The organism is Terribacillus saccharophilus, from assembly GCF_000725365.1.
GTDB classification, from domain to species: Bacteria; Bacillota; Bacilli; order Bacillales; family Amphibacillaceae; genus Terribacillus; species Terribacillus saccharophilus.
In genome coordinates, this window is the sequence record NZ_CP008876.1 from 1358655 (window position 1) to 1384411 (window position 25757).

The window sequence follows — 25757 nt, forward strand, 5'->3', positions numbered from 1 at the left end:
ATGCTGGATATCCTTTATTCCATTATTCCGCAAACGCTGTTCTTTGCCGCTCCTCTTATTTTCACCGCATTAGGCGGTGTGTATAGTGAGCGTTCAGGTGTCATCAATATCGGCCTGGAAGGACTTATGGTCATCGGGGCTTTTTCATCGGTGACATTCAATATTCTTTATGCTGATGCGCTGGGTACAGCTACACCATGGATTTCTTTATTGGTTGCAATTGTAGCAGGTATACTGTTCTCACTGATTCACGCTGTCGCTACGATCACTTTCCGTGCCGATCAAACGGTTACGGGGGTAGCAATCAATATGCTGGCGCTTGGATTCGGTGTCTTCATGATCAAACAGATTTTTGGGAAAGGTCAAACCGATTTTATCTCTCAGCCGATTTATACTACTAATGTACCATTCTTGGTTGATATACCGGTCATCGGTCAAATGTTTTTCAAAAATATGTATCTTACATCTTACATCGCGATCGCATTATCGTTCGTTGCGTGGTACGTGCTATTTAAAACGCCATTTGGTTTGCGTATCCGAGCAGTCGGGGAACACCCTATGGCTGCGGATACGAATGGTATCAAAGTATATACAACAAGATATATAGGCGTTATTATTTCAGGCGCTCTTGCCGGCCTCGGTGGTGCTGTGTTCGCTATGACAATATCGCAGAACTTCTCTATATCTACAATTGCAGGTCAAGGATTCATGGCAATTGCAGCTGTTATTTTCGGTAAGTGGAATCCGCTTGGAGCAATGGGAGCAGCTTTGTTCTTCGGCTTTGCCCAGTCTTTAAGCGTTGTCGGTTCATCTATTCCATTGCTTGAAAATGTTCCGCAGGTTTACTTGCTGATTGCACCTTATGTGCTGACTATTCTTGCTTTGGCAGGATTCATCGGCCGTTCGGTAGCACCAAAAGCAAGCGGTGTTCCATACGTAAAAGGAAGCCGCTAAGACGAAAGACCCGATGCTTTTTATGCATCGGGTCTTTTTATGCAATCCGATTCGTTTTACTTCTAGGCTTTTTTTCATTAATATGGTAATCATAGCGAGGATTGTCGGATATATATAAGCAAAACTACAGAAGCTATACATAACAGAAGCCAGGGAGGTTCCTCATGAAAATCGCAGGTGAAAAAATCATCACAGGAAAAGGTGCGACGCTGCACCTTATTCCCACTAAAAAATATAAGACAATCAGCATTGCCGTAAAATTACAGGCGCCGCTAGAGCGGGAGACTATTACAGCAAGAGCGCTGCTTCCATATGTGCTGCAGCAGGGTACAGCCAATTTATCGGATGCTCGTGCTTTACGTCTAAAACTTGATGACTTATATGGTGCTATATTGTCTATCTCAGGTACGAAAAAAGGGGAGAAGCATATCATCACGCTTCGTCTAGATGTTGCCAATGAAAATTATTTGAGCGACCGTACTCCTTTATTTGAAAAAGCAGTTGATCTGCTGCGCGAGATCCTATTTGAGCCAAAAGCTGAAAACAACGCTTTTACAGAGTCAATCGTTACACGCGAAATACAAACGCTAAAACAAAAAATGGTTGCGTTGAAGGATGATAAGATGAGCTATGCAAATATGCGGCTTATCGATGAGATGTGTAAAGATGAACCGTACAGTCTTCATGTGCACGGGTATGAAGAGGAACTGAAAGACATGGACGGCGGCAAACTGTATGGCTTTTATGAGAAAATGCTCAAGCAGGATAAAATGGACATTTACATTCTTGGAGATGTAGAGAGCGAACTAGCTGAAAAGGCGGTTCAGCCATTCCTAGAAAGAGATATTGCTCCACTTGAAGAACGTACAGCATCTGTTCATCCAGCTTCTGATGAGGTCCAGGAAGTAATTGAGACGCAAGATGTACAGCAAGCCAAGCTCCACCTTGGTTATCGGACGAATATCCGTTACGATGATTCAGATTATGCAGCATTGCAAGTGTTTAATGGCTTATTCGGCGGCTTCCCGAGTTCGAAGCTTTTCCGGAATGTCAGAGAAAAACACAGCCTTGCCTATTATGCTGCTTCACGTTTTGAGAGCCACAAAGGTTTATTATTCGTATTCTCTGGTATCGATCCAAAAGATTATCAGAAAGCAAAAGAAATTATCGACGCTCAGCTAGCTTCCATGCAAGCGGGAGAATTCGAAGGGTCCGAAGTTGAAGAAGTGAAGGATCTCATTGTGAGTCAAATATTAGAGACAATCGATAATCCAGCAGGTCATATTGAAACGTTATACCAGCAAGTGATGGGAAATAAAAACGTAACTATCGAGCAAATGCTTGATTCCATACAACAAGTAACCACGGAAGATGTACTGCAAGTGGCGAAAAAAGTTCAATTGGATACAGTGTACCTGCTGACGAATAAGGAGGCCGAGAAGAATGCATAAGAAACACTATGAACAATTACAAGAATCCTTCTACGCAGAAACGCTGCCGAATGGTCTAAAGGTGTTCCTGCAGCCGAAGCCGGAGATGGCAAAAACCTATGCGATCTTTTCAACGAATTATGGATCAGTTGATCAAACCTTCGTGCCACTTGATGGCAAAGAGAAAATCACCGTACCAGAAGGCATTGCGCATTTTCTGGAGCATAAGCTTTTCGAAAAAGAAGATCGGGATGTATTCCAAGATTTCACCAAACAAGGTGCATCAGCGAATGCTTTTACTTCATTCACACAAACAGCTTATCTGTTTTCTGCGACTTCTCATATTGAAGAGAATGTAACAACCTTACTTGATTTTGTACAGGATCCATATTTCTCTGATAAATCGGTCGAAAAGGAAAAAGGCATTATCGCACAGGAAATTCGGATGTATGATGATCAGCCGGATTGGCGTTCTTTCTTTGGAACTATCCAAAGCCTATTCCAATCACACCCTGTTAGAATTGATATTGCAGGAACGGTGGATTCCATTCAGGAAATTACTAAGGAAGATTTGTACACTTGCTATAACACTTTTTACCATCCTTCGAACATGACTTTATTCGTAACAGGTAATATTGATCAAGAGAAGATGATTGAACTTATTCGGGCAAATCAAGATAGCAAAAAATTCGCCCCGCCTGCTAAAATCGAGCGCTTCTTCCCTGAAGAACCTGAAACCGTAGCTGAAAAGAAAAAACAAGTCCGAATGCCTGTCAGCGTGTCAAAATGTATGGTCGGGATTAAAGAGAACACAGATTATGCATCTCCAGAAGCGTATTTGAAACAAGAACTGCTTACAGACATGGTGCTGGATTATTATTTCTCTAAGAGCGGTGTCTATTATGAAGAACTATATAAAAACGATTTGATTGATGACAGCTTCGGCTTTGAAACAAGTCTGGAGAAAAACTTCGGTTTCTCAATCATCGGCGGCAATACGAAAGAGCCAGATCGCTTTGCCGATACAGTCAAAGGGATGCTCCAGCGAATGAAAGATCATACCGTTTCCGAGGCAGAAATGGAACGGATGAAGAAGAAAACAATCGGTCAAATGCTTAGAGCAATGAACAGCTTGGAGTTCGTCTCCAATCGTTTCATCCAGTACCATCTTGCTGGAGTGGATTTGTTTGATATTGTACCAGCTATCGAAAAACTGACTGCTGCTGATGCGAATGCTTTCCTAAAAGAATGGTTCAGCGAAGATCGTTTGGCTGTCTGCCAAATCCTGCCGCAGGAGGCCTAAGCATGGGCCGAATCATTTTCATTACGGGCGCAAGCGGAGCTATAGGCTCTGCTTGCGCCCGTCAGCTTGCCACTGAAGGGCATCAGCTGCTGCTCCATTACAATCAAAATGAACAAGCGATGGAAGCATTGTGTCGCGATATAGAGGAAAGTGTACTTGGAACAGTTAAAGCTGATTTGACGAACGAAGCGGAATTGTCGGAGCTTCTCCGCTTTCTGTCTTTCCCGATTGATCAATTTGTTTATGCTGGCGGAATGGCCCATTATGGCATGTTCCAGGATATGACGAACAAGGAGATGGATGATCTTCTTGCTGTCCATGTGAAGGCGCCATGGCGTATATGCCAGCATATTCTGCCGCCGATGGTTGCGCGCAGGAAGGGAGAAATCGTCATTGTTTCTTCTATCTGGGGAGAAAGAGGGGCAAGCTTTGAAGTTGCATATTCCAGTGTCAAAGCTGCGCAAATAGGATTTATTAAAGGTTTGGCTAAAGAGGTCGGAACGAGCGGTGTACGAGTCAACGCTGTAACACCAGGAGCGATCGATACCGGAATGAACAGCCATTTATCTTCAGAAGAAAAGAATCAGCTTACAGAAGATATTCCGATGAACCGGTTCGGGCAAGTGAGCGAAGTGGCTAATGCTGTCAGTTATCTGCTTAACGATAATTCATCTTATGTGAATGGACATGCTCTCCAAGTAAATGGCGGCTGGTGAAATTAAGTCATTTTTTTTGTATAAGGAAACCCCTTCTGTCAAAAGCTAAGATGCAAGCTAATGAAGGAGGAATAAACCATGTCTGTTCTTGATAATTTTGATTCTTGGAAAGACTTCCTAGGTGATCGCCTGCATCAGGCGCAAGGCAAAGGGATGGAGAATGATACTGTCTCAGGCATTGCATATGAAATCGGTGATTATCTTGCGACGAAAGTCGATGCAAAGAACACAGAAGAGAAAATTCTTCGTGACCTTTGGACTGTTGCGTCTAAGGATGAGAAACAAGCTATTGCCAACATTATGGTAAAGCTTGTCCAAGACAATGGCCATACACGCTAAATAAAGCGGCCAACTTCATTCAAGCCTGCTTCTTTTTTAAGAAGCAGGTTTTCTTTATAGCCTCTCATAAGCTTGTTATGGCTTTTCTAATCTATCGTTTTCCTTTATAGTAAGGATAGGTTTTAGTTATATAAGACGCTATTTTCCTGTAAAGGAGCTTTTCTATGGAAACATTGGAATGGTACTTAGAATATGAAATTCAGCACAACCGGCCCGGATTGTTAGGGGACATTTCTTCTTTGCTCGGTATGTTGTCCATCAACATCAAGACGATCAATGGAGTGGAAAACCAACGGCGCGGCATGCTGCTTTCAGCAGAAAAGGAATTGCAGATCATTCGCCTCCATTCCATTCTGCGGACGATGGAACATGTGCATATCACAAAGTCCAGGGAGCCGAAACTTAGAGATCGGCTTGCTGTTAGGCATGGCAGGTATATACATAGGGATGTGGATGATAAGAAGACATTCCGTTTCGTCCGGAGTGAAATCGGACTTCTGGTCGATTTCATGGCAGAATTGTTTAAACAGGAAGGCTCTAAGGTAATAGGAATACGTGGGATGCCTCGTGTCGGAAAAACAGAATCGATCGTCGCTGCCAGTGTCAGCGCTAATAAACGCTGGCTATTCGTCTCCAGCACCCTTCTGAAGCAAACTGCAAGGAATCAGCTGCTGCAGGATGAATACAATGAGGACAACCTCTTTATCATCGACGGTATTGTTTCGACCAGCCGCGCGAGTGAGCGTCATTGGGAGCTTGTACGCGAAGTGATGCGGCTCCCTGTAGCAAAGGTAATCGAACATCCAGATATATTTGTCCGAGATACGGAGTTTACATTGGATCATTTCGATTATATTATTGAACTTCGGAATCATGATGATGAGAAAATCATCTATGAGCCGGAATTCAGACAGATTTAAGCAATTTTAAAGATGGATGGTGGTATTAATGGACATTGGTGCAAAGCTCCGGGAGGCAAGAGAGTCCAAAGGAATGACTTTGGAGGACGTACAACAGCGCACCAAAATTCAGAAGCGTTATTTGAAAGCAATTGAGGAGAACAACCACAGCGTTATGCCTGGGGAATTCTACACACGTGCTTTCATCAAAGAATATGCGCAGACAGTAGGACTTAATCCAGATGAAGTGCTCGAACCGAAAGAACAGCAGCAGCAGGAAACACCGGCAGCTGTCCCGGTTCAAGAAGAGAGTGAGGCACCTTCCCGTCAAGAACGCAGTCGCGTTCGGGAAAATGACAGACCTCCTCGCAAGGAACGCAAAGGCATCCCTTATTTACCTTCCATTATCATTGGACTGATTGTATTGGCTGCCATTATTGTAGTTGTCCTCATTTATGCAGGTGGATCTAATAATAACGATGATAACAATTCCGCCAATCAGCAGCAAAATGAAGATCAAGTAACCTCACCGGAAAGTGAACAGGAATCCGGAACTGATACTGCTGATGAGTCTGCTGATTCTGAGGAGCAAGCGAATGACGCTGCTGAGGAAGAAGAGCAAGCACAGCAGGAAGAGGAGCAAACAGAACCTAAACTTTCTGTGGACGAAGAAGGCACTGCCAGCAATCCGGTTACAACATATACGCTGGAGAACGCCGGTGATGAAGTAACATTGAAACTTTCTGCAGAAGATGGAGATGCGTGGCTCCAGGTCGGTGACGGTAATAATGCTGGTAATGTTTATACAGGCACAATTGCTGCCGGCAGTGAAGCTGTTGAACAAGATGTAAGTGACTTGGAGACAGTTTCCATTAAAACAGGCTTTGCAAGAGCAACAAAACTGGAGATTAATGGTCAGGAACTGGCATTCCCGATTGATAATGATGTTCAGACCATTATGGTAAATATTAAGAAATAATGATAAAAGTTAAACCCTTTACGTCTATGGAAAGGGTTTAACTTATGTTTATCTGTACATACATAGGAGGCAGACATGAATATACCTAATAAAATTACTTTATCACGAATTTTCCTGATTCCGATCTTCATCATCTTGCTAGCAGTTCCATTTGATTGGGGAACTATCGATATCGGTGACACTGCACTCCCAGTAAACCATTTGGCTGGGGCGATTTTATTCATCATTGCATCATGTACCGACTGGGTGGATGGTTACTATGCCCGTAAATATAATCTTGTAACGAACCTTGGTAAATTTCTTGATCCACTAGCTGATAAGCTACTTGTTTCAGCTGCGCTTATTTTACTGGTACAATTAGATTTAGCGCCGGCTTGGATTACGATCATCATTATCAGCCGTGAATTTGCTGTTACCGGATTGCGTCTTGTTGCAGCAGGTGCAGGTACGGTGATGGCTGCAGGCAAAATGGGCAAGCAGAAAACGGCAGTTCAGATTGTCGCTATCAGCGCATTGCTATTGCACAATTGGCCATTTTCTTATCTTGGTTTCCCGTTCGCAACGATTTGCCTGTATTTCGCACTGATTCTGACAATCGTTTCCGGAGTCGACTACTTTGTAAGAAACTGGAGTGTCATGAAGGAGTCGAAACAAAATGAAGCAAATCAATGCAGAAGTGATAGCTGTAGGAACGGAAATTCTAATCGGTCAAATTAACAATACGAACGCACAATATATCTCCAAGCAGCTTGCTGATCACGGAATCAACGTATTCTATCATCATGTAGTAGGCGATAATCTTGCTCGTGTGCAATCGTCCTTCGCGAAAGCGCAGCGCGATGCAGATCTTGTACTTGTAACCGGCGGCCTCGGCCCGACTGAGGATGACCTTACAAGAGAAGCCTTTCAGCTCATTTCCGGCCTTGAAATGCATGAAGACAAGGTTTCCATGGACCGGATCAAAGAGTTCTTCGTAAAACGAGGTCGCACGATGTCTCCGAACAACCATAAGCAAGCCCGTGTGTTTGACGGCGCAAAAGTGCTGGAAAATACAGTAGGTATGGCACCAGGTATGCTTGTAGAACATGATGGTGTGGTGTGGGCGTTTATGCCGGGTGTCCCTCGTGAAATGAAGCAGATTATGTCAGATCATGTTCTGCCTCATGTGCGGGAGAAATATCAGCTTCAATCTGTTTTGCAGTCCCGCCTGCTTCATTTCATTGGAATTGGGGAATCACAGCTGGAAACGGACTTGCTTGATTTGATTCAGGTACAGGAAAATCCAACAATCGCAACATATGCCTCAGAAGGGGAAGTTGCTGTAAGGCTTACTGCTCGTGCAGAAACGAAGGAAGAAGCAGATCGTTTGATTGATGTTGTTGAAAAAGACGTGATGGAACGCGTCGGTCAATACTTTTATGGCTATGATGAAACATCTGTTCAGCAGCAAGTGTTTGAACTGCTGAAGCAACGACAGTTTACATTGGCCAGTGCAGAAAGCCTGACAGGCGGACTGTTCGCTGATGCTCTCGTTTCTTTGAGCGGCGCTTCCGAGGTCTTTCTTGGCAGTTTCGTCACGTATGCTCCTAGTATGAAACAGCACGTGCTTGGTGTGAAGGAAGAAACGATTAAGACCTATGGCACGGTAAGTGAGCAATGTGCAATTGAGATGGCCGAGAATGCGGTACGCGTATCTGGTGCCGATATCGGGATCAGTTTCACCGGAGTTGCCGGCCCGGATAGTTCTGAAGGCAAAGAGCCTGGAACTGTCTTTATCAGCCTTCATGAAAAAGGCAAACAGACACGCACTACCGAGCTGTCTATACGAAGCTCGCGTCAAGGTGTTCGGGCGCAGGCTGTTAAAAAAGGCTTCGATATGCTGTTTCATTATTTAAAATCATGATTTAACTAAAGTTTGAAGCGAATAAATGCTCTTTTTGCCTGGATGAATTGTCTTTATTGGTATGTTCGGGAGAAATAAAAAAAGGGAACATTTATTCGCTTTTTGCTTGTTATATCTCAAAAAACAAGTTAAAATAGAAATAGATAATCCAAAGGAGGAAATACATTTGAGTGAACGTAAACAAGCCCTTGATATGGCTTTGAGACAAATAGAGAAACAATTCGGTAAAGGTTCTATTATGAAACTAGGTGAAAGAGCAGAACAGAAGGTTTCTACTGTATCCAGCGGCTCTCTTGCACTTGATATTGCGTTAGGAGTAGGTGGATATCCTAAAGGCCGTGTTATCGAGATTTATGGCCCGGAATCCTCTGGTAAAACAACGGTTGCCTTGCACGCAATTGCAGAAGCACAGCGTAACGGCGGACAAGCAGCTTTTATTGATGCAGAGCACGCACTTGATCCTGTTTATGCACAGAAGCTAGGCGTCAATATCGATGAACTTTTACTTTCTCAGCCAGATACAGGAGAACAAGCATTGGAAATCGCCGAAGCGCTTGTACGAAGCGGAGCGGTTGACATCGTTGTTGTCGATTCGGTAGCTGCCCTTGTACCAAAAGCAGAGATCGAAGGGGAAATGGGAGATGCTCACGTTGGTTTGCAGGCTCGTCTAATGTCTCAGGCACTTCGTAAATTGTCTGGAGCAATCAACAAGTCCAAAACGACTGCTATCTTCATCAACCAGATCCGTGAGAAAGTCGGCGTTATGTTCGGTAACCCGGAAACAACACCTGGTGGACGCGCACTTAAGTTCTATTCTTCTGTACGTTTGGAAGTACGTCGTGCAGAGACACTTAAACAAGGTAATGACATGGTCGGTAACAAAACGAGAATCAAAGTAGTAAAAAACAAAGTAGCTCCACCTTTCAAACAAGCGGAAGTTGATATTATGTACGGAGAAGGGATCTCCAGGGAAGGGGAACTCATCGATATCGCCAGCGACTTGGATATCGTTCAGAAGAGCGGAGCTTGGTACTCTTATAATGAGGAGCGTCTTGGTCAAGGACGTGAAAATGCGAAGCAGTTCCTGAAAGAAAATCCGGAAATTGCTACAACAATTCAAATGACTGTACGTGACCACTATAACCTCGATGCAGATAAAAAGCTGCCAGAAGATGCGCAGTCAGAAGAACAAGAAACACTTGATATGTAAGATAAGAGTCTGAACAAAAGATGTTTAGCTCATTTATAAACCGAACTTTGGGCGAATCTTAGATTCTGCCTAAAAGTTCGGTTTATTTTACAATAAGTATTTTATTCAATAGATAAACTCAGGCGAGATACGAAGACTACCGTGGGATTAAGGCCCGGGTAAGACTCCGGAGTTTAGCACAAGGAGGCTCACCTGCTGCCGCAGGGAAGCAGAGTATTCTACCGGAGCGGCTCCTTTCACCTTTTTAAGAAAGCAAAATCATCTTTTGTCCCAGCCATCATTTTTAAATAGGTTAATCTGCTAGTACTTTCCATGTTTTCTTGACAACATGCGAACACAGGATTAAAATTGATTTGTATAATTTTATTTTTTATTATACTTCTCAAAAGGTTACCATAGTTTTTTTATGAAAAACATTGTGCATGCCGACAGACATGTTTGTACAATTTTATAGCAGGGGAGGTGAAATCATGGAACTATTTTACCTAATCATCTCCATTTTGCTTGCTCTGATCGTCGGTGGTGTTGTTGGTTATCTTGTTCGCAAATCTATTGCTGAGAAAAAAATCTCCAGTGCGGAGGAATTAGCGAAGCAAATAGTAGAAGAAGGCCATCGCAATGCGGAAACGTCTAAGAAGGAAGCACTTCTCGAAGCGAAGGATGAGAACTTCCAGCTGCGTCAGCAGACGGAGCAGGAATTACGTGAGCGTCGTCTGGAACTGCAGAAACAGGAAAACCGTCTGATGCAGAAAGAAGAGAATCTGGACCGTAAAAGCGATACGCTTGATAAGCGTGAAATTACGTTAGAGAAAAAGGAACAATTATTAGCTGAAAAACAACAACAAATTGAAGAATTAGAAAGCAAAGTGGAAGTCTTGGTGAAAGAACAGCAGCTCGAACTGGAGCGAATTTCCGGCTATACGTCTGATGAAGCACGTCAAATCGTGCTGGACAAAGTCGAGAAGGAAGTTGCCTTCGATGCAGCTGTCATGATCAAAGATGCGGAACATCGTGCCAAAGATGAGGCCGATAAGAAAGCGAAGAGCATTCTTTCCCTTGCACTTCAGCGCTGCGCAGCCGATCACGTTGCGGAAACGACTGTATCAGTCGTGAATTTGCCGAATGACGAGATGAAAGGACGCATTATCGGACGGGAAGGCCGTAACATTCGTACGTTAGAAACGCTTACGGGAATTGATCTGATCATTGATGATACACCTGAAGCGGTCATCCTATCCGGTTTTGATCCTGTTCGTCGCGAAATCGCTCGAATCGCACTTGAGAAACTTGTCCAGGATGGACGTATCCACCCAGCTCGTATCGAGGAAATGGTGGAGAAATCCAGACGCGAAGTGGATGAGTATATTCGCGAGATAGGTGAGGAGACGACTTTCGAAGTAGGCGTACACGGCTTGCATCCGGATCTTGTGAAGATACTGGGAAGATTGAAGTATCGCACAAGTTACGGGCAGAACGTATTGAAGCACTCGACAGAAGTCGCTTACCTAGCTGGTTTGCTAGCTGCTGAGCTTGGCGAGGACGTTACCTTGGCAAGACGTGCAGGTCTCCTGCATGATATCGGTAAAGCAATCGATCACGAAGTCGAAGGCAGCCACGTTGAAATCGGGAAAGAACTCGCAATGAAATACAAAGAGCATCCGGTCGTTATTAACAGCATCGCGTCCCACCACGGGGATGAGGAAGCAACATCTATTATTGCAGTGCTTGTCGCTGCAGCAGATGCTCTTTCCGCAGCCCGTCCGGGTGCGAGAAGTGAGACACTGGAAAACTACATCAAGCGTCTGGAGAAACTGGAGGAGATTTCAGAATCCTTCCAAGGCGTGGAGAAATCCTTCGCAATTCAAGCTGGACGTGAGATCCGTATCATGGTTAAACCGGATGAAATAAACGACTTGGAATCCATTAAGGTCGCACGAGATATCCGGAAACGCATTGAAAGCGAGTTGGATTATCCGGGACATATTAAAGTCACGGTCATCCGAGAAACGCGCGCAGTTGAATATGCAAAATAAGAAAGCGGCCCTGTGCCGCTTTTTTTAATGTTAAACTATACCTACTACAAGTTGAGATGCAGAAAGGGATTTGAATATGAAGTTATTATTTATCGGAGATGTTGTCGGCGAGCCGGGACGTCAAATGGTACAGGAATATTTACCGCGTTTGAAACAGCGCTATCAGCCGCAACTTACAATCATTAACGGAGAGAACAGCGCTGACGGTAAAGGAATTAATGAACGTATTTACAAGCAGTTCCTCGAATGGGGTGCACAAGCAATCACGATGGGTAACCACACATGGGATAAACGGGATATCTTTGAATTCATCGATGATGCCAAATACCTTGTCCGTCCATCAAATCTTCCACCAGGTACACCTGGTAAGGGAATCATTTATGTGAAGGTAAATCAGCATGAAGTAGCGATTATCAATTTATTGGCACGAACTTTCATGATGCCGGCAGACGATCCGTTTCGGGAAGCTGATCGACTCATCGAGGAAGCGCGCAAACGGACGAATCTGATTTTCATCGATTTCCACGGTGAAGCAACTAGCGAGAAGCAAGCTTTTGGATGGTACGTTGATGGTCGTGTCAGTGCAGTCGTAGGTACTCACACGCATACGCAGACAGCTGACGAAAGGGTATTACCGTCTGGAACAGCGTATATTTCTGACGCCGGTATGACCGGCCCGTATGAAGCGATTCTTGGAATGGAGCGGGAAGCAGTCATTAAAAGATTCCTTACCGGTCTTCCAGTACGTTTTGAAGTACCAAAAAAGGGTAAATCACAATTAAATGGAGTAGTAATCGATCTGGATCCACAAACGGGGAAGGCTTCTTCCATCAAACGCATCCTGATCAATGATGACCACCCGTATATGGATTGATCCTTGCTGCTCACCAACTAGGACTTTTGTTTACAGATATGAACCAGGACAGGTTGTATCACTTTTTTCAGACATCGCCCGAAATGGGCATATCTACTATCTTGCAGAAATATAGTAAAAAGGAAAGTAGTCCAGTAAACGAAGGAGGTACCAGTGGTGGATATACTAAAAGTTTCAGCGAAATCCAATCCAAACTCAGTAGCAGGCGCACTCGCGAACGTATTAAGGGAACGTGGCTCAGCGGAGATACAGGCAATCGGGGCAGGAGCACTCAATCAATCAGTGAAAGCTGTCGCCATCGCGCGAGGCTTTGTTGCACCAAGTGGTGTAGATCTAATTTGTATTCCGGCATTTACGGATATAATGATCGACAACGAAGAACGGACTGCCATTAAATTAATTATTGAACCAAGATAAGTCCCGCCAATGGCGGGGCTTTTTCATTTCCAATACTTGGACGCTATCTCAGTCACTGGTATAATGTAGAAAATAGTGAGCAATGAATGGGGGAGCAGGAACAAGTGAATGAGGAACAGCGTAAATCCGTGACTTTGATAGCTGCAGAACAGACGAGACAAGTTGAGAAGCCGCTTCATGAGAAAACCACAGCTGATTTCGCAAAATATTTTCAGACGACGTACCAGCCGCCTAATTTGAAGCAGGCAAAGAAACGACGCAGGGAAGATGTTCAGTTCCATTATGATTTCACTATTCCAGCAGAGATGCAGGAAGCTGGACTTGGCAAGAAGTTCCTCATCCGTACATACGGCTGCCAAATGAATGAACATGATACAGAAGTGATGGCTGGTCTATTTATCGAGATGGGATATACTCCGACAACGGAGACAAACGAGGCTGATGTGATTCTCCTCAATACTTGTGCCATTCGGGAGAATGCTGAGAATAAAGTTTTCGGAGAGATTGGTCATTTGAAACCATTAAAGCTTGAGAAGCCTGAATTAATAATCGGGGTGTGCGGCTGCATGTCCCAGGAGGAAGCAGTAGTAAACCGAATTTTGAAGAAACATCATCATATAGATTTGATTTTCGGGACACACAATATCCACCGGCTTCCGCAGCTCTTAAAAGAAGCTACTTTCAATAAGGAAATGGTTCTGGAGGTGTGGTCCAAAGAAGGCGATGTCATCGAGAATCTCCCAAAAGCACGTAAAGGTAAGATAAAGGCATGGGTCAATATTATGTATGGCTGTGATAAGTTCTGCACTTATTGTATCGTTCCATACACGCGTGGTAAGGAGCGGAGCCGGCGTCCGGAGGATATCATCCAGGAAGTGCGCCAGCTAGCGGCTCAGGGGTATCAGGAGATTACACTACTGGGACAGAATGTGAATGCATATGGTAAGGATTTGCCTGATTTGGATTTCGGGCTTGGGGACTTGATGAACGAAATCAGCCGGATTGCTATACCACGTGTGCGTTTCACGACTTCCCATCCAAGGGACTTTGATGATAAACTAATAGAGGTACTAGCTCAAGGCGGCAATCTCCTCGATCATATCCATCTACCTGTTCAATCCGGCAGTAGTGACATACTCCGGGTTATGGCTCGGAGGTATACGAGAGAAGAATATCTGACTCTGGTAAATAAGATCAGACGTTCTATCCCGAATGCGACGCTTACGACAGATATCATAGTTGGTTTTCCGAATGAGACCGAAGAGCAGTTTCAGGAGACATTAACTCTTGTAAAGGAAGTTGGGTTCGAGGCAGCGTATACGTATATTTATTCTCCTCGTGAAGGAACACCTTCAGCTAATTGGGAAGATAATATCCCTATGGAAGTGAAAAGGGAGCGCCTGCAGCGGTTGAATAGAATGATAGATGAACACGCAGCCAGATCCATGCGCGCTTATGAAGGCAAAATCGTGCATGTGCTAGTTGAAGGGGAAAGCAAACGGAACCCGGACGTTTTGGCGGGTTATACCGAGAAGAACAAGCTAGTCAATTTCCGAGGGCCAAAGTCAGTAATCGGAAAAATCATTCCAGTCAGGATTACGAAGGCAAAGACATGGTCACTCGATGGTGAATTAGCAGAAACAATAGCGGAGGTACAAATCTAATGAGTTATTCCACCGAAGATATTCTCAAGCAAGCGGAAGCTTTGGCTGATGACATGGGCAATCTGGATGAGATTGAACACTTTCACCAATTGGAAGCGAAGCTTAATGAGAACAAGAAGGTGCAAACATATATCAATCAGATTAAAATGAAGCAGAAGCAGGCTGTCAATCTTCAGGCTTATGGTAAGCGGGAAGCACAGCAGCAGATGGAAAAGGAAATCGATGAGATACAGGAAAAAATCGATGGCATCCCTGTCGTCCAGGAATTCAAGGAATCCCAGGTTGTCACGAACCATATTCTACAGAGTATTACCCAAAACATCCAGCATACGGTTTTCAAGGATGATGAAGCGGACAAATAAGTCCGTTTCTTTTTTTTGGGCTTTTATTTTTTTTACGTTCATCAGTCGAAAAGTTTTCAATAACCTTCTTTTAGGCACATGCATAGAATGAAGGAGCGTCCAGCTGTGGTAGGAGATTGTATTTTTTCTGACACCATAGGTGAACACCCTGCATAACATGACTATGTAAAAAGAGGAGGTTTTTGCAAGATGGGTTTTCTAGAGCAGAATTACCGTGAGATCATCACGAAAGCGGTCATTGGCCGCGGACGTAAATTTAGCAAGAATATCGATCATATCCGTCCGGAACACAAACCATCAAGCATCCTTGGCTGCTGGATCATCAACCACCGCTATCACGCGAAAAAGAAAGGTGATAAAGGGGTGGAAGTAGTCGGCACTTATGATATCAACGTATGGTATTCGTATAATGATAATACGAAAACACATGTTGTTTCAGAAAGTGTAGAGTATAAGGAATTGATAAAATTGAGCATCAAAGACGAGAACTGCGTTGATGACGATTTCGAGGTTTACGCAAAAGCAATTCAGCAGCCAAACTGTCTGGAATGCAAGATCGTACAGCACGGACAGAAGATTTTCGTCGAAGTGGAGAAGGAATTCCTTGTTGAAGTTATCGGAGAAACGAAGCTTTGTGTGAAAGTAGATCCTGATGGCTGTGTAGTGGAAGATGTGGAAGAAGATTGGGATTATGAGCTGACTGAAGATGATTTTAAAGATGTAGATCCTGACTTTTTGGATAAAAAGGATGACGATGAAGACTGAACGAGAGCTGATGCTCTCGTTTTTTGTATTATTCAGAATGACACTGTAGAAGAAACAGATAAAATACCTGTGTTATAATAGTACTAATTGCAATGAAACAGGGGAGTAGGAAAATGGCAGGTTACACACCAATGATGCAGCAATATTTAAGAATAAAAGCCGACTATAAGGATGCATTCCTTTTCTTCCGGCTTGGGGATTTTTATGAGATGTTCTTTGATGATGCGCTGAAAGCGACAAAGGAGTTAGAAATCACTTTAACAAGCAAGAATGCTGGTGTTGAGGAAAAAGTGCCGATGTGCGGTGTTCCTTATCATTCAGCTGATAATTATATAAGAACGCTAGTATCGCGAGGCTACAAAGTGGCCATCTGTGAACAAGTGGAGGATCCGAAGACAGCCAAAGGGGTTGTAAAACGGGAAGTAGTCCAGCTGATAACACCAGGGACCGTTATGGAAAACGGTATGCTGGATGAAAAGGAGAATAATTACCTGGCAGCTGTACATGAAAACAATGATCGTACATATAGTCTTGTTTATCATGACCTTTCAACGGGAGAAAATCGGGCTGCCTTGCTTGAAGGTGGATTGGATAGTCTTTTAAGTGAGCTATACAATCAGCCGGTGCGGGAAATCGTCATTAGCGAAGAGCTGGATCAGCAGTTGCAGGAGGCTTTACAGGTGCGCCTTGGTGTCACATTATCCTACCAAGATAGCAGCAGCACGAGCGCGTCACTGGAAATACTTACAGGTGATGTGGCAGATGCAAGATTGCTAGATTGCTTCAGCATGCTGTTAAACTATGTGGAAAGAACTCAAAAGCGGGGTTTGGATCACTTGAAGCCGCTTCAAGTGATGGAGCTTAAACACTTCATGACGCTGGATATGTATTCAAAGCGTAATTTAGAGCTGACAGAGACGATTTTGAAGAAGGGCAAGCACGGGAGTCTTCTATGGGTACTGGATGACACAGTTACAGCAATGGGAGCTCGGATGCTGAAGAAATGGCTGGAGCGTCCACTTCTTCAGAAAGAAGCGATCACAAAACGCCAGGATTTAGTTCAAGCTTTTCTTGATCACTTCTTCGAACGTGATACAATCCGTCAGCATTTACAATCTGTTTATGATATAGAAAGACTTTCAGGCCGAGTCGCCTTCGGAAATGTTAACGCCAGAGATCTTCTGCAGCTCAAACGTACATTGGAGAAACTGCCTGAATTGAAGCAGGTTTTGTCTGATTTTGCGGAAGAAGAAGTGCAGCGAATGGGCAAAGCACTTAATCCACTCCCAGAGTTGAGCGAATATCTTGAGAAAAGTTTGCATGAAGATGCGCCAATCGGTGTCAGGGAAGGCGGTATCTTGAAGGACGGTTTCCACGAACAGCTTGATACGTACAGAGATGCTTCAAGAAACGGAAAACAATGGATTGCGGCACTGGAGAAGCGAGAGCGTGAGGAGACTGGCATCAAATCACTTAAAGTCGGCTATAACAAAGTGTTTGGCTATTATATCGAAGTAACACGCGCTAATCTGCAGCTGCTTCCTGAAGGGAAATACGAGCGTAAACAAACACTCAGCAATGCAGAACGCTTTATCACGCCGGAACTGAAGGAAAAAGAAGCACTCATCTTAGAAGCGCAGGAAAAGAGCGTGGAACTTGAGTATAACTTGTTCATGGAAATTCGGGATCATGTCAAAACGTACATCCCTGCTCTTCAGCTGCTTGCAGATCAAATCAGCCAACTGGATGTGCTGCAAAGCTTCGCAGAAGTGAGTGAAAAGCAGCGATATGCTCGTCCGACATTCAATCTAAATCGGTCCGTGGCCATTACAGAAGGGCGTCATCCTGTTATTGAAAAAGTGATGAAAACAGGGCAGTTTGTACCAAATGATGTGCAGATGGGAAATGCATCTGATATCCTGCTGATCACCGGTCCGAACATGAGCGGTAAAAGTACGTATATGCGCCAAGTGGCTTTAACAAGCATCATGGCGCAAATTGGATGTTTCGTCCCGTGTGAAGCTGCTGATCTGCCGTTGTTTGATCAAATATTTACTCGTATTGGTGCGGCGGACGATCTTGTTTCCGGTCAGAGTACCTTTATGGTTGAAATGCTGGAGTCGAGACATGCATTGGAGCATGCCACCGACAGAAGTCTTATCCTGCTGGATGAGATCGGCAGAGGAACTAGCACATATGATGGAATGGCACTGGCACAAGCCATTATTGAATATGTTCATAACAATATCCATGCCAAGACGTTATTCTCTACCCATTATCATGAGCTTACGAGTCTTGATGAGAACTTGGACAAACTCCGGAATGTCCACGTCAGAGCAGAAGAACATGATGGCAATGTTGTCTTCCTTCACCAAATACGTGAAGGAGCTGCAGATGAAAGCTACGGCATTCACGTTGCAAAATTGGCTAAGCTGCCAGAGAGTCTTATTGAGCGTGCTTCCCATATTCTCCAAGAGCTAGAAGGACAGGGAGAAAAACCGGCTATATCCAAACCAACAACGCAAGAGCAGGATGACATCCAGCTATCGTTCTTCTCAGAGCCTGAACCAGAGAAGAAAAAAGCGAAACAAAACGATAAGGCTGATAAAGTGATAGCGGAGCTTGCATCCATTAACTTGATGGAGCAAACACCGCTTGAAGCAATGAATCTATTATATAAATTACAGCAAATGGCAACAAAAAAGTAAGGAGGTTCCCATATGGCGATTCAATTGATGTCGGATGATTTAGCGAATAAGATTGCAGCAGGTGAAGTGGTCGAGCGGCCGGCTTCGGTCGTCAAGGAACTGGTAGAAAACAGTATTGATGCCGGAAGTACGGTTATTAAGGTGGCGGTTCAGGAAGCAGGGCTGACCGAAATCAAAATTGTCGACAATGGTGATGGTATGGAACCGGATGATGTGGAACGGGCCTTTTTCCGCCATGCTACAAGCAAAATCCGAAATGAACATGATTTATTCCATGTCCGCACACTCGGGTTTAGAGGGGAAGCATTAGCCAGTATTGCAGCGGTTAGCCAGCTGGAAATCAAGACAAGCACAGGCGAAAATGCTGGTGTGAAGCTTGTGATGGAAGGCGGTTCAATCAAAGAAAGAGGCAAATGTGATGCTCGTAAAGGAACCGAGATGACGGTACGGCATTTGTTCTTTAATACGCCAGCCCGGCTTAAGTATATGAAAACAATTCATACCGAGCTTGGTCACGTTTCAGAAGTGATTAACCGGCTTTCACTTGCTCACCCGGAAATACGGTTTGAACTCACTCATAACGATAAACCGATGTTCCAGTCCTCTGGCCGAGGAGATATGCTTCAGATTGCTGCTCAGATTTACGGTAATTCGGTAGCTAAGAAAATGGTCAAAGCATCACACGAAACATTGGATTACAAGCTGGAAGTATTTGCGGCCAAACCAGAAATAAATCGTGCGTCCCGCCAGTATGTATCGTTCATCGTTAATGGCAGATACATTCGTAATCCTGTCTTGGCAAAAGCGGTTATGCAGGCGTACCATACGCTGCTGCCTATCGGGAGATTTCCGCTTGCCGTCATAACTATCGAGATGGATCCAGTCTTAGTGGACGTGAATGTGCATCCAGCTAAGCTGGAAGTTCGTTTCAGTAAAGAAAAGGAATTATTTGATGCTGTTGAGCAGCTTGTCTCAAAAGCACTTCGACAGCAGCGGCTGATTCCAGAAGCTGTCGCACCTAAACAGAAGAAAATACAAGAAAAAAGTGAACAGCAAAGCTTCACTTTCTTTGAAAGTAAACCAGCAAAGGAACCGGAAGCAGAACCAGAACAGGAGCAATGGTTCTTTGACAAAGTGAAAGAAACAGTTCCTCCGATGATTGAAGAGCGGCAGCGGCAGCCGGAACCTGAGATATTCACTGAATCATCTCCTGATATAGTGCAAGAACCCGAGTATGTAGCGATTGAGAAAGAAACGGAGCCGGAGTATGCGGTGCCTGCGATGTATCCAATTGGTCAGCATCATGGAACTTATATACTTGCTGAAAATGAAGAAGGCCTTTTTCTCATCGATCAGCATGCTGCTCAGGAACGGATTAAATATGAGTATTACCGGGAAAAAATCGGAGAAGTGGAAAAAGAGCTCCAAGAGCTGCTCATTCCGCTTACGTTTGATTTCACTCAGCAAGAGTCATTGATTGTCGAACAGCATAAGACTGAGCTAGAGGCAGTCGGATTGTTTTTCGAATCGTTTGGCGGTCACACGTACATTGTACGATCCCATCCGCAATGGTTCCCGAAAGGCTTTGAAGAGGAAATCATACGAGAAATCGTCGAACAAGTGATGCAAGAAAGTAAAGTGGACATTCGAAAATTACGAGAAGAAGCAGCTATTATGATGTCCTGCAAGCGATCTATTAAAGCGAATCATCATCTAAATTATGATGATATGTTTCATCTTTTAGAAGAACTCCGCACATCACAGGATCCGTTCACTTGTCCGCATGGGCGGCCGATTATTATCCGTTTTACTTCCTATGAACTGGAGAAACTCTTCAAACGAGTACAATAGGCGCAGGCAACTGCGCCTTTTTTGCTTGTCTAGGTATTCACCGCTCCATCAGTATGGCAGCCTGCTTATACTATCCTGTAACCTAAAAAATGACAGGAAGGAGTATTCGTATGGCATTATTCATCAAACCGACAACAGGCAGGCTGACAAGCGGCTTTCGAGGAGCAAGATCGGATCATAATGGTGTCGACTGGGCCCAATCTGGTACAGTGCGTATTGTCGCAGCAGCGGCAGGTACTGTTAGCAGGTCATATGTATCTACATCATATGGAGAAGTTGTCTTTATTGTGCACCAGCTAAATGGTCAGACGTATGAAACGGTATATGCTCATATGCGTTCCGGATCCCGGCAAGTTCGTGTAGGTGATACTGTCAGACAAGGTCAATTCATCGGCTATATGGGTAACACAGGTGATTCCACTGGTCAGCATCTGCATTTTGAATTGCACAGAGGCAGATGGAATGTTGAAAAATCCAATGCGGTCAATCCGCTCAATTATATTGGTTCTACAGCAAGCAGTGCGCAGCAGACTACGAGTGTCAGATATCCAGGAAGCTATATCCGGTCAGGATCCCGAGGAGAAAATGTGCGCCGTATCCAACGGGCGCTAGGCGTAACAGCAGATGGAATTTTCGGACCGAATACAAGGCAGGCAGTCATCAATTTCCAGCGAAATAATGGACTTGGTGTGGATGGTATTGTTGGCCAGGCTACTTGGAATAGATTGTTCTGATTTTGGGCATGCTGACAGCCAGAGGAGGCGTTAGTCATGCAAAATCAACATCTTGTAGACTTTCTTAACCAGCAGATAGCCAATGTGAGTGTGCTGCACGTAAAACTACAGCGTTATCATTGGTATGCAAAAGGTCCATATGGCTATGTGATTGAACAATATACCGAGGATTTGCACGAGCAGCTGGATGATATAAAGAAATGTTTAGGTAAGCGAGTACTTGCCATCGGTGGCAGACCAATTGCTGTCATGAGTAAATTTCTGCAGGAAGCCACTATAAAAGAAGCCGAGGCCGATGATGAAGATTATGAGGTAGTCAAGACAATGCGCCATGATTATAGTCAGCTGGCACAAGAGATCAAGATAACAGGCATACCGCTTGCGAAAAGGCAGGAAGATGATGCGACCGCAGGATTGCTTGTTGATATACTTGGCAAGCTGGAATACGAGGCAATCCGCTTGTCGAAATATCTTATTGACGCCGATCGATAAGCTGTGCGTAACGCGCACGGCTTTTCGTTTATCTTTCTTTGCAGTGTTATGCTAAACTAATGACATGTTAAAGAAGGAGAATGACATGGACAAGCAGAAAGTAATCGTCGTTGTCGGACCTACTGGTGTCGGCAAGACACAGCTGAGTATCGATATCGCCAAGAGATATGGCGGTGAAGTGATCAGTGGCGATTCCATGCAGATATACAGAAGCATGGATATTGGAACGGCAAAAGTAACCAAAGAAGAACAGCAAGGAATTCCGCACCATTTGATTGATATCCGTGATCCGGATGAAAATTATTCAGCTGCTGATTTTCAAGCCGATGTAGAGGCTTGTGTTCAAGATATTGCAGGCCGAGGAAAACTGCCTATTATTGCAGGCGGGACCGGTTTATACATACGAGCAGCCCTTTATGCTTATGATTTTTCAGAAGCAAAACGAGATGACAGCTATCAGCAGCAGCTGGAACAGGAGGCTCAAACTCATGGTCCGCTGCATTTGCACAAACAGCTGCAGGCAGTCGATCCAGTGCAGGCAGAGCGCATTCATCCTAATAATATCCGCCGCGTCATTCGTGCGCTTGAAATATTCCATCGTACGGGGAAAAGAATGAGTGATCACGAAGAAACAGAGCCAGATGCTCGTTATGACGCAATAATGATAGGGTTGGATATGGAACGGGATCTTCTTTATGAGCAGATAAATCTGCGAGTTGATAAAATGCTAGCGGAAGGCTTGCTGGCAGAAGTCAAGCGTCTGGTCGAAAGTGGGATTCAAGATACCCAATCTATGCGGGCAATCGGGTATAAGGAGTTTATCCCTTATCTGGAAGGGAAAATGGACTGGGAAGATACGGTTGACCAGTTGAAGCAGAATAGCAGGCGATATGCCAAGCGGCAATATACCTGGTTCCGCAATAAGATGGATGTGGACTGGTATGCAATCACTCCTGCGACAAAAAATGAAAAATTTAGAATTATTTTAGAAGAACTTGCAGGAAAGCTGGAATAAAGGTAGAAATAGGAACCGTATAGAAATTAGGAGGGGAATAGATGTCTCAATCTGTTAATATTCAAGATCAATATCTTAATCAGTTACGCAAAGAACGTATGCAGGTCACTGTCTTCCTGACAAATGGCTTCCAAATCCGCGGAACGGTGAAGGCTTTTGATAATTTCACTGTATTGTTCGAAACGGAAGGTAGACAGCAATTAATCTTCAAACATGCGATTTCCACATTCTCCCCAGTGAAGAATGTATCGCTGGATTATAAAGAACAGAGCTAAATCGGAGCGAGCGCCATATGGCGCTCGTTTTGTTTTGTGGTTGTAAAGCGCACGGCTGCTGAATAAAGTAGAAAAAGACCATTGGGCATTTGTCACGGCCTACCCGTCTTGAGCGTAGACTACAGCAGTGAGGGGTGATCATGTGGAAGCTCAAGTTACGAATGCAAAAGGGAAAATCAATATCGTCCTGAAAAACAGGCAGCAGGAGACGGAACAGCTGCAAAGTGGAACTGTCAAGCGCGATATCGATCCATTCCGTCATATCGATCAGGAATTCTCCACCTTTATCGGAATGGAAAAACTCAAGAAAACAATCAAAGAAATTTATGCAAATGTCCATATCAACGGGAAACGGGAAGCAGCGGGATTAAAACAAGAAAAGCAAGTGCTGCATATGCTGTTTGAAGGCAATCCCGGTACTGGGAAAACGACGGTAGCCCGTAAGCTTGCATCCGTCTTCCACGACATGAACGTGTTAGATAAAGGTCATTTTATTGAAGCGGAAAGAGCAGATTTAGTTGGAGAATATATTGGGCATACTGCTCAGAAAACGCGGGCTCTTGTCCAGCGTGCCATGGGTGGGATCCTGTTTATAGACGAGGCTTACTCGCTGGCTCGGGGCGGAGAAAAGGACTTCGGGAAAGAAGCTATTGATACGCTTGTTAAACATATGGAAGACGCCTCTAACCGTTTCATACTTATCCTTGCCGGTTACCCCAGAGAAATGGGGCATTTTATGAGCTTGAATCCAGGATTGCGCTCGCGGTTTCCTATTCAACTCGAATTCCCTGATTATAAATCCGAACAGCTTATGGATATCGCAAAAGGAATGTTTGCTGAAAAAGAGTATCAATTGACCAAAGAAGCAGAATGGAAGCTGAAAGAGATAATCGTGCAGCAGAAAGCAAAACGAACAGCGGATTTTTCAAACGCTCGGTTTGTACGAAATATCATCGAAAAATCGATTCGGATGCAAGCGGTCCGGCTCGTGCGCTATGATCACCATCTGTCTACTGAGGAACTGATGAAAGTGACTGTTGCTGATTTGAGTCAAGAAGAATGACGTAGTGTATCAAAAGCTTAAGTGTGTGTAAAGCACGCTTGAGCTTTTTTCCATGAATACCCATTTATATATGGTGTGTATAGCTATAAATTGCTAGGGAACAATACTTAGCAAGGAGTGCAAATCATGGGAAATATACTGGAATTTCTTATCCGAACGGATGTATGGCTGGGGACTATCGTTGTATTTCTTATTCCAGTCGGATTTACAGTGCTAAGCAACAAATTGAAAGAACTTCGTAAAAAGACACATAAACGAAAAGAGCAGCACTTCATTCAAAATTTTGTATTATCGACAAAGATATCAGTAAATGTAGAACAGATAAAAGCGATTGTTGGGGACAGCTCTGATATCATTTTCCGTCAATTCAAGCTAGGAATGGATAATCGAAGCTGCAGTATTGTGCATATTGATGGATTGGTTGATCAGCATCTGTTGCAACAGTCTATTCTTCATCCACTCCTGAATGCGAAACAGGCGAAATCAGGGCTGAACTTTTTCAAAACAGAAAGCATAAAGGATTATCTGCTGCTTCACACGATTGAGGTTAGTGATGTGAAAATGATGAAAGATTCAGATAAGATTGTACGGCAGCTCCTATCTGGTTCTGTTCTTCTTCTGGTTGACGGACTAGAAGAAGTTTTTGTACTGAGTGTAAAAAAATGGATATTACGTGGTATGGAGGAGCCAATAACTGAAACTCTTGTAAGGGGTCCGAGGATGGGTTTTATTGAAAACCTCCGTGATAATACTGCCATGCTACGCAGAATGACTACTGATCCAAATTTGACCTTCGAAGACTTTGAAGTGGGGGAGAGAACGAAAAGACAGTTGAGCGTTACTTATTTGAAGGATATCGCTAACGAAAAGCTTTTAGTGGAAGTAAAAGAGCGAATTAATAATTTGGATATAGATCATGCAGCTGAAACGGGTTATATTGAACAGCTGATCGAGGATAATTATTTGTCTATTTTCCCCCAAGTACAATCAACAGAGCGACCAGATCGCGTTATGGCAGCAATTTTGGAAGGACGAGTTGCCATATTGCTCGATGGCACTCCATATGCACTCATTGTGCCAACAACGTTCTCAATGATGTTGCAGTCACCAGAGGATTATTACGAGCGCTGGATTCCAATGTCGCTGATAAGAATGCTTCGCTATGTTGCAGCTTTCCTAAGTATCTTCCTTCCATCCTTTTATATAGCATTCGTGTCGTTTCATCAAGGTTTGATACCTACAGACTTAGCACTGGCAATAGCTGGGACGAGGATTGGGGTTCCGTTTCCAACAATTATAGAGGCTCTTCTTATGGAAGTATCGATTGAATTGCTGAGGGAAGCGGGTCTCAGACTTCCGAGGCCTGTTGGACAGACAGTCGGCTTGGTTGGTGCCCTGATCATCGGGGAAGCAGCTGTTCAAGCTGGGTTAGTAAGTCCGATTATGGTCATAGTTGTAGCAGCGACAGCAATCGCTTCTTTTGTCTCACCACAGTATGGTGCAGGTATTGCACTAAGAGTACTCCGGTTTCTTGCCATGTTTTCCGCTGCTTTTCTTGGACTATACGGAATCAGTTTATTCTTTTTGGCTATTTGCGTCCATACGGTTAAACTGAGGAGTTTCGGTGTGCCGTATATAACGCCGGGCACACTTTACAGTAAAGATGACTGGAAAGACTTTTTCCTTCGCATGCCTTTGTTTACGATGAGAAAGCGGCCGGCAGAATATTTTCCAAAGGATCAAGTCAGAAGAAAGAAATACTAGGAGCTGC

Annotated in this window: 24 protein-coding genes and 1 pseudogene; all 25 read left to right on the forward strand. The window is 44.1% G+C overall.

Annotated features, from left to right (window positions below; genetic code table 11):
- The 25 genes and pseudogenes from GZ22_RS06880 to GZ22_RS06995 all read left to right on the forward strand — a co-directional run bounded on the left by GZ22_RS06880 (position 1) and on the right by GZ22_RS06995 (position 25750).
- Positions 1-954, forward strand: a complete 954-nt coding sequence (locus GZ22_RS06880) for an ABC transporter permease (RefSeq protein WP_038560368.1) — start codon at positions 1-3, stop codon at positions 952-954.
- Between the two features lie 164 nt (positions 955-1118).
- The gene (gene yfmF / locus GZ22_RS06885; protein ID WP_038560371.1) at positions 1119-2405 is read left to right on the forward strand and encodes an EF-P 5-aminopentanol modification-associated protein YfmF; all 1287 of its coding nucleotides are present in this window, start codon (positions 1119-1121) and stop codon (positions 2403-2405) included.
- Positions 2398-3687: an EF-P 5-aminopentanol modification-associated protein YfmH gene (yfmH, locus tag GZ22_RS06890; RefSeq protein ID WP_038560374.1), complete on the forward strand. Its 1290-nt coding sequence runs from the start codon at positions 2398-2400 to the stop codon at positions 3685-3687. The genes yfmF and yfmH overlap by 8 nt, the downstream gene beginning before the upstream one ends.
- A 2-nt stretch (positions 3688-3689) precedes the next feature.
- A complete protein-coding gene (gene ymfI / locus GZ22_RS06895; RefSeq protein ID WP_038560377.1) occupies positions 3690-4403 on the forward strand; it encodes an elongation factor P 5-aminopentanone reductase in 714 nt (237 codons plus the stop codon).
- Positions 4404-4481: 78 nt separating this feature from the next.
- Positions 4482-4742, forward strand: coding sequence for a DUF3243 domain-containing protein (locus GZ22_RS06900; protein WP_038560380.1), 261 nt, complete (start codon positions 4482-4484; stop codon positions 4740-4742).
- 164 nt (positions 4743-4906) lie between these two features.
- Complete coding sequence (locus tag GZ22_RS06905; RefSeq protein ID WP_038560384.1) at positions 4907-5662, forward strand: DUF3388 domain-containing protein; 756 nt, start codon at positions 4907-4909, stop codon at positions 5660-5662.
- 28 nt (positions 5663-5690) lie between these two features.
- Positions 5691-6620 carry a helix-turn-helix domain-containing protein gene (locus GZ22_RS06910; protein ID WP_038560387.1) on the forward strand — a complete coding sequence of 310 codons (930 nt, stop codon included), beginning with the start codon at positions 5691-5693 and terminating at the stop codon, positions 6618-6620.
- Positions 6621-6695: 75 nt separating this feature from the next.
- The gene (pgsA, locus tag GZ22_RS06915) at positions 6696-7337 is read left to right on the forward strand and encodes a CDP-diacylglycerol--glycerol-3-phosphate 3-phosphatidyltransferase (protein ID WP_084160680.1); all 642 of its coding nucleotides are present in this window, start codon (positions 6696-6698) and stop codon (positions 7335-7337) included.
- Positions 7276-8523: a competence/damage-inducible protein A gene (locus GZ22_RS06920; protein ID WP_038560391.1), complete on the forward strand. Its 1248-nt coding sequence runs from the start codon at positions 7276-7278 to the stop codon at positions 8521-8523. Before pgsA ends, GZ22_RS06920 begins: the two co-directional genes overlap by 62 nt.
- Before the next feature lie 166 nt (positions 8524-8689).
- The gene (gene recA / locus GZ22_RS06925) at positions 8690-9733 is read left to right on the forward strand and encodes a recombinase RecA (RefSeq protein WP_038560393.1); all 1044 of its coding nucleotides are present in this window, start codon (positions 8690-8692) and stop codon (positions 9731-9733) included.
- A gap of 470 nt (positions 9734-10203) precedes the next feature.
- On the forward strand, positions 10204-11766 hold the full coding sequence (gene rny, locus GZ22_RS06930; RefSeq protein ID WP_038560395.1) for a ribonuclease Y: 1563 nt from the start codon (positions 10204-10206) through the stop codon (positions 11764-11766).
- A 76-nt stretch (positions 11767-11842) separates the two neighbouring features.
- Positions 11843-12640: a TIGR00282 family metallophosphoesterase gene (locus GZ22_RS06935; protein WP_038560397.1), complete on the forward strand. Its 798-nt coding sequence runs from the start codon at positions 11843-11845 to the stop codon at positions 12638-12640.
- 156 nt (positions 12641-12796) lie between these two features.
- Positions 12797-13057: a stage V sporulation protein S gene (locus tag GZ22_RS06940; RefSeq protein ID WP_038560399.1), complete on the forward strand. Its 261-nt coding sequence runs from the start codon at positions 12797-12799 to the stop codon at positions 13055-13057.
- Between the two features lie 104 nt (positions 13058-13161).
- On the forward strand, positions 13162-14721 hold the full coding sequence (gene miaB, locus GZ22_RS06945) for a tRNA (N6-isopentenyl adenosine(37)-C2)-methylthiotransferase MiaB (RefSeq protein WP_038565749.1): 1560 nt from the start codon (positions 13162-13164) through the stop codon (positions 14719-14721).
- A complete protein-coding gene (locus tag GZ22_RS06950) occupies positions 14721-15083 on the forward strand; it encodes a YlbF/YmcA family competence regulator (RefSeq protein WP_038560401.1) in 363 nt (120 codons plus the stop codon). Before miaB ends, GZ22_RS06950 begins: the two co-directional genes overlap by 1 nt.
- Positions 15084-15272: 189 nt before the next feature.
- Positions 15273-15848: an outer spore coat protein CotE gene (gene cotE / locus GZ22_RS06955; protein WP_038560403.1), complete on the forward strand. Its 576-nt coding sequence runs from the start codon at positions 15273-15275 to the stop codon at positions 15846-15848.
- Positions 15849-15961: 113 nt separating this feature from the next.
- The gene (gene mutS, locus GZ22_RS06960; protein ID WP_038560406.1) at positions 15962-18556 is read left to right on the forward strand and encodes a DNA mismatch repair protein MutS; all 2595 of its coding nucleotides are present in this window, start codon (positions 15962-15964) and stop codon (positions 18554-18556) included.
- Between the two features lie 12 nt (positions 18557-18568).
- Complete coding sequence (mutL, locus tag GZ22_RS06965; RefSeq protein WP_038560409.1) at positions 18569-20407, forward strand: DNA mismatch repair endonuclease MutL; 1839 nt, start codon at positions 18569-18571, stop codon at positions 20405-20407.
- A gap of 110 nt (positions 20408-20517) precedes the next feature.
- Positions 20518-20913: pseudogene (locus GZ22_RS18840) on the forward strand (M23 family metallopeptidase); the annotation flags it as partial.
- A gap of 81 nt (positions 20914-20994) precedes the next feature.
- Entirely contained in the window at positions 20995-21141 is a 147-nt protein-coding gene (locus GZ22_RS18845) for a peptidoglycan-binding domain-containing protein (protein WP_245609720.1), read from the forward strand.
- Between the two features lie 36 nt (positions 21142-21177).
- Positions 21178-21633 (forward strand): Dps family protein, encoded by a 456-nt coding sequence (locus GZ22_RS06975; RefSeq protein ID WP_038560412.1) that lies wholly within the window; start codon positions 21178-21180, stop codon positions 21631-21633.
- Positions 21634-21718: 85 nt separating this feature from the next.
- The gene (gene miaA, locus GZ22_RS06980; RefSeq protein WP_038560414.1) at positions 21719-22648 is read left to right on the forward strand and encodes a tRNA (adenosine(37)-N6)-dimethylallyltransferase MiaA; all 930 of its coding nucleotides are present in this window, start codon (positions 21719-21721) and stop codon (positions 22646-22648) included.
- A gap of 41 nt (positions 22649-22689) precedes the next feature.
- Positions 22690-22923 carry an RNA chaperone Hfq gene (gene hfq / locus GZ22_RS06985; RefSeq protein WP_038560416.1) on the forward strand — a complete coding sequence of 78 codons (234 nt, stop codon included), beginning with the start codon at positions 22690-22692 and terminating at the stop codon, positions 22921-22923.
- A 142-nt stretch (positions 22924-23065) separates the two neighbouring features.
- The gene (locus GZ22_RS06990) at positions 23066-23986 is read left to right on the forward strand and encodes an AAA family ATPase (RefSeq protein ID WP_038560418.1); all 921 of its coding nucleotides are present in this window, start codon (positions 23066-23068) and stop codon (positions 23984-23986) included.
- 126 nt (positions 23987-24112) lie between these two features.
- Positions 24113-25750, forward strand: coding sequence for a spore germination protein (locus tag GZ22_RS06995; protein WP_051748096.1), 1638 nt, complete (start codon positions 24113-24115; stop codon positions 25748-25750).
- The last annotated feature ends 7 nt before the right edge of the window (positions 25751-25757 follow it).

Bases quoted from the DNA above. Each gene is read 5' to 3' on its own strand.
- GZ22_RS06880 (WP_038560368.1), top strand. From the start codon at position 1: ATGCTGGATATCCTTTATTCCATTATTCCGCAAACGCTGTTCTTTGCC.
- yfmF (WP_038560371.1), top strand. From the start codon at position 1,119: ATGAAAATCGCAGGTGAAAAAATCATCACAGGAAAAGGTGCGACGCTG.
- yfmH (WP_038560374.1), top strand. From the start codon at position 2,398: ATGCATAAGAAACACTATGAACAATTACAAGAATCCTTCTACGCAGAA.
- ymfI (WP_038560377.1), top strand. From the start codon at position 3,690: ATGGGCCGAATCATTTTCATTACGGGCGCAAGCGGAGCTATAGGCTCT.
- GZ22_RS06900 (WP_038560380.1), top strand. From the start codon at position 4,482: ATGTCTGTTCTTGATAATTTTGATTCTTGGAAAGACTTCCTAGGTGAT.
- GZ22_RS06905 (WP_038560384.1), top strand. From the start codon at position 4,907: ATGGAAACATTGGAATGGTACTTAGAATATGAAATTCAGCACAACCGG.
- GZ22_RS06910 (WP_038560387.1), top strand. From the start codon at position 5,691: ATGGACATTGGTGCAAAGCTCCGGGAGGCAAGAGAGTCCAAAGGAATG.
- pgsA (WP_084160680.1), top strand. From the start codon at position 6,696: ATGAATATACCTAATAAAATTACTTTATCACGAATTTTCCTGATTCCG.
- GZ22_RS06920 (WP_038560391.1), top strand. From the start codon at position 7,276: ATGAAGCAAATCAATGCAGAAGTGATAGCTGTAGGAACGGAAATTCTA.
- rny (WP_038560395.1), top strand. From the start codon at position 10,204: ATGGAACTATTTTACCTAATCATCTCCATTTTGCTTGCTCTGATCGTC.
- GZ22_RS06935 (WP_038560397.1), top strand. From the start codon at position 11,843: ATGAAGTTATTATTTATCGGAGATGTTGTCGGCGAGCCGGGACGTCAA.
- GZ22_RS06950 (WP_038560401.1), top strand. From the start codon at position 14,721: ATGAGTTATTCCACCGAAGATATTCTCAAGCAAGCGGAAGCTTTGGCT.
- cotE (WP_038560403.1), top strand. From the start codon at position 15,273: ATGGGTTTTCTAGAGCAGAATTACCGTGAGATCATCACGAAAGCGGTC.
- mutS (WP_038560406.1), top strand. From the start codon at position 15,962: ATGGCAGGTTACACACCAATGATGCAGCAATATTTAAGAATAAAAGCC.
- mutL (WP_038560409.1), top strand. From the start codon at position 18,569: ATGGCGATTCAATTGATGTCGGATGATTTAGCGAATAAGATTGCAGCA.
- GZ22_RS06975 (WP_038560412.1), top strand. From the start codon at position 21,178: ATGCAAAATCAACATCTTGTAGACTTTCTTAACCAGCAGATAGCCAAT.
- miaA (WP_038560414.1), top strand. From the start codon at position 21,719: ATGGACAAGCAGAAAGTAATCGTCGTTGTCGGACCTACTGGTGTCGGC.
- hfq (WP_038560416.1), top strand. From the start codon at position 22,690: ATGTCTCAATCTGTTAATATTCAAGATCAATATCTTAATCAGTTACGC.
- GZ22_RS06995 (WP_051748096.1), top strand. From the start codon at position 24,113: ATGGGAAATATACTGGAATTTCTTATCCGAACGGATGTATGGCTGGGG.